This window comes from Bradyrhizobium sp. (assembly GCF_019244115.1).
Classification (GTDB): Bacteria; Pseudomonadota; Alphaproteobacteria; order Rhizobiales; family Xanthobacteraceae; genus Bradyrhizobium.
The window spans coordinates 1-3,748 of record NZ_JAFATE010000381.1 but is presented as its reverse complement, the minus strand read 5'-3'; the positions used below and the strand labels follow the sequence as shown (position 1 = coordinate 3,748).

General features: G+C 63.3%; 4 protein-coding genes. 2 read left to right on the top strand and 2 right to left on the bottom strand.

Annotation, left to right across the window (positions count from 1 at the left end; genetic code table 11):
* Positions 1–35 precede the first annotated feature (35 nt).
* The gene (locus JOZ76_RS16755) at positions 36–389 is read right to left on the bottom strand and encodes a GIY-YIG nuclease family protein (RefSeq protein WP_291699866.1); all 354 of its coding nucleotides are present in this window, start codon (positions 387–389) and stop codon (positions 36–38) included.
* 175 nt (positions 390–564) lie between these two features.
* Positions 565–1,776 (bottom strand): DNA recombination protein RmuC, encoded by a 1,212-nt coding sequence (locus JOZ76_RS16750; RefSeq protein ID WP_291699864.1) that lies wholly within the window; start codon positions 1,774–1,776, stop codon positions 565–567.
* 172 nt (positions 1,777–1,948) lie between these two features.
* On the opposite strand from JOZ76_RS16750, the gene def reads away from it, so the two are divergent.
* Positions 1,949–2,476 carry a peptide deformylase gene (def, locus tag JOZ76_RS16745; RefSeq protein WP_291699862.1) on the top strand — a complete coding sequence of 176 codons (528 nt, stop codon included), beginning with the start codon at positions 1,949–1,951 and terminating at the stop codon, positions 2,474–2,476.
* A gap of 137 nt (positions 2,477–2,613) precedes the next feature.
* Positions 2,614–3,549: a methionyl-tRNA formyltransferase gene (gene fmt / locus JOZ76_RS16740; protein WP_291699860.1), complete on the top strand. Its 936-nt coding sequence runs from the start codon at positions 2,614–2,616 to the stop codon at positions 3,547–3,549.
* Positions 3,550–3,748: the final 199 nt, after the last annotated feature.

The window sequence follows — 3,748 nt, the reverse complement described above, 5'->3', positions numbered from 1 at the left end:
GAAGGCGGACGATCCAGTATTCGAGACAGTTCCATTTAGGACTGCCGTTGCGGCGCACTGGATGTCCCGCCTTCGCGGGGGACGAGGTTCAATGCACCCGCGATCCCGGGATACAGATCATCCCAATTCGGATTTTTCTCTTCAATTAGCCGAATCTTCCAGGCCCGATTCCACTTCTTCAGCTGCTTTTCGCGTTTGATTGCATTTTCCGGGTCGTCGAACTGCTCAAAATAAACGAGCCTAACGACGTCGTATTTCGCGGTGAAGCCTTTTACCAATTTCTCCCGATGTTCCGCCACGCGACGGATGATATCGTTGGTCACGCCAATGTAGAGCGTACCGCCGATCTTGCTCGCGAGTATGTAGACGTAGAAGTGGTGCGCTTCCATCGGAAGCCCTCTGTCTTCATCCGACTCGATCGTATGCCTGTGTCTGTCGTCATCGTCCGCGAAAGCGGACGATCCAGTTACTCCACGACCGCTCCATCTCCATCCAGTTGCCGGCGTCTCCCTGTACTGGATGCCCCGCCTTCGCGGGGCATGACCATCATAGGCAGTTCCAACCTCACTCCCCCGCCTGGAGCTGGCGAAGCGGGAACAGATCGGGCGTTTTCGGTCCCACCGCCCGCGGCGGCTCGGCCGGCGCGTCCTGCTTGGAGAAATCGAGTTCCTCGATCCGTCCGGCGCGCTTCTCGATCTTGTCGGCCGAGATCAGGATCTGGCGGATGTCCTCGTTGACGTCGCCAAAATGCTTCTGCAGCTTCAAGACGCGTTCGCGGAGGCGGCCGAGATCGTCGCCGAGATTGATCACCTCATTGCGGATCTGGTCGGCGGCATCTCTGATCCGCGCATCGCGCATGATCTGCTGCATGACCTGGATCGCCAGCATCAGCAGCGACGGCGACACCAGCACCACGCGGGCGCGGTAAGCCTTCTGGATCACATCGTCGAACCCGTCGTGGATCTCGGCATAGACCGATTCCGACGGCACAAACATCAGCGCGCTGTCCTGGGTCTCGCCCGCAATCAGATATTTTTCCGCGATGTCGCTGACATGCTTCAGCACGTCGGTGCGCAGCCGCTGGGAGGCGAATTTGCGCGCCTCGTCGGTCCGCGCGTCGTGCAGCGCGGTCATCGCCTCCAGCGGAAATTTCGCATCGATACAAAGCGGCCGCTGGTCGGGCAGGAACACCACGCAGTCCGGGCGCTTGCCGGTCGAGAGCGTGAACTGGAATTCATAACTGCCCTTCGGCAATCCATCCTGGACGATCGCTTCCATCCGAGCCTGGCCGAACGCGCCGCGCGCCTGCTTGTTGGCGAGCACGTCGCGCAAAGTCGTGACCTGCGTGGTCAGGTCGGTGAGATTCTTGTGGGCATGGTCGATGATGCCGAGCCGCTCATGCAGCACGCGCAGCGAGTCCATCGTGTTGCGCGTCGTCTGCTCCATCGACTGGCCGACCCGATGCGTCACCGAGTCGAGACGTTCGTTGACCGCACGCGCCATCTCGGCCTGCCGGCCGGCGAGCGCCTGGGCCATCGCATCGACCCGTCCGTTGGACTCGCTCTGCGCCCGCAGCATCTCGCCGAGGCGCTCTTCCAGCGCGTCGGCGCGCATGGCCTGTGTCATCGCCATATCGGCGCCACGCCGCCCGGCGCGCATCACCGCGATCGTGATCGCGAGCAGCAACAGGATGACCAGGGCGCAGAAGCTCAAGGCCGCTTCGCCGAAGCGGAGCGGCCAGTCGCCGATCATCAGGAGGATCTGGTTCGGGTTCATCCGATCTGTGTAGCCGATTCGGCAGTGTGGCGCGAACGAAGAGAGAACAATTGTGGTTAACGGCGGGTCAATTTTTATGGTTAGTGCAACCTGAAAATTCTCAGGTCAGCGATGGTGAACGCGGCGTGGCGGCGCATTGACCCCTTTTGGTCAACAGCTTAAATCGCCCGCCATGGCACTCAGAGACATCATCATCCTTCCCGACAAGCAGCTGCGGCTGGTCTCCAAACCGATCGAGAAGGTCACCGCGGAGATCCGCAAGCTGGTCGACGACATGTTCGAGACCATGTATGCGGCGCCGGGCATCGGGCTCGCCGCGATCCAGGTGGCCCAGCCGCTGCGGCTGATCACCATGGACCTCGCCAAGCGCGACGAGAACGGCGAGACCAGGCAGCAGCCGCGGGTCTTCATCAATCCGGAAATCCTGTCGGCGTCCGAGGATGTGTCGATCTACGAGGAGGGCTGCCTGTCGATCCCCGAATATTACGAGGAGGTCGAGCGGCCGGCGAAGGTGCGCGTGCGCTTCACCGATCTCGACGGCAAGGTGCACGAGGAGGACGCCGAGGGACTGTTTGCGACCTGCATCCAGCACGAGATCGACCATCTCAACGGCGTGCTGTTCATCGACCATCTGTCGAAGCTGAAGCGCGACCGCGTGCTCAAAAAATTCACCAAGGCCGCCAAGCGCGAGGCGGAGTAGTTTGGCTCCTCATCGTCATGCCCGCGCTTGTCGCGGGCATCCACGTCTTTCTTCCTGATGCCAGTTAAGACGTGGATGGCCGGGACAAGCCCGGCCATGACGAGTAAAAGTGAGGCATCCTTCCTCAAGGGTAAGAGATGTCCCTTCGCCTGATCTTCATGGGTACGCCGGAATTTTCCGTGCCGACGCTACGCGCCCTGCATGACGCTGGCCACGACATCGCGGCCGTCTACACCCGCGCGCTAAAACCCGGCGGCCGCCGCGGCCTTGCGTTGCAGCCGACGCCGGTCGAGCAGGAGGCGCGGCGGCTCGGCTTGCCCGTGCTCACGCCGAACACGTTGAAGACCGCGGAGGCCCTCGCAACCTTTCGCAGCCACGACGCCGACGCAGCCGTCGTCGTGGCCTATGGCATGATCCTGCCGCAAGCGATCCTCGATGCGCCGAAACGCGGCTGCTACAATCTGCACGCCTCGTTGCTGCCGCGCTGGCGTGGCGCTGCTCCGCTCAACCGCGCCATCATGGCAGGCGACGCCGAGACCGGCGTCATGGTCATGAAGATGGATGTCGGGCTCGACACCGGAGACATCGCCATGGCCGAACGCATCGCGATATCGGACGCGACGACGGTGTCGGGCCTGCACGATGCGCTGGCGCGGATCGGCGCGGACCTGATGGTGCGCGCGATGGCCGCGCTCGAGCGCGACGCGCTGCAACTCACAAGGCAGCCCGAGGCGGGCGTCACCTACGCAGCCAAGATCGAGAAGGCCGAGGCGCATATCGACTGGGACAGACCTGCGCGCGAGGTGCTGCGCCACATTCACGGCCTGTCGCCGTTTCCCGGCGCCTGGAGCGAGGTGCCGATCGACGGCGCACCGGCGCGGCTAAAGATCCTGCGCGTCGAACCGGCGGTTGGCGCGGGCGCGCCCGGCACCGTTTTGGACGATCACCTGGCGGTCGCCTGCGGCGCTGGCGCGGTCCGGATCCTCGAACTGCAACGCGCCGGCAAGGCACCGATGCAGTCCGCGGATCTTTTGCGCGGCACGCCGCTGAAGGCGGGCGCACGGTTTGCCTGACACTGTCATACCCCGCGAAAGCGGGGTATCCAGTACGCCGCGCTTTTCGAGATTGAGCCGAGAAGCCTCGGCCTACTGGATCGTCCGCTGGAGCCTGTCCTCGGGCGGCGCTCGGCGCCGACCCGGGGGCGGACGATGACAGCAAGCTGGATCAAAATGCCGCGCTACAAGTTCACCATCGAATATGACGGCACGCCGT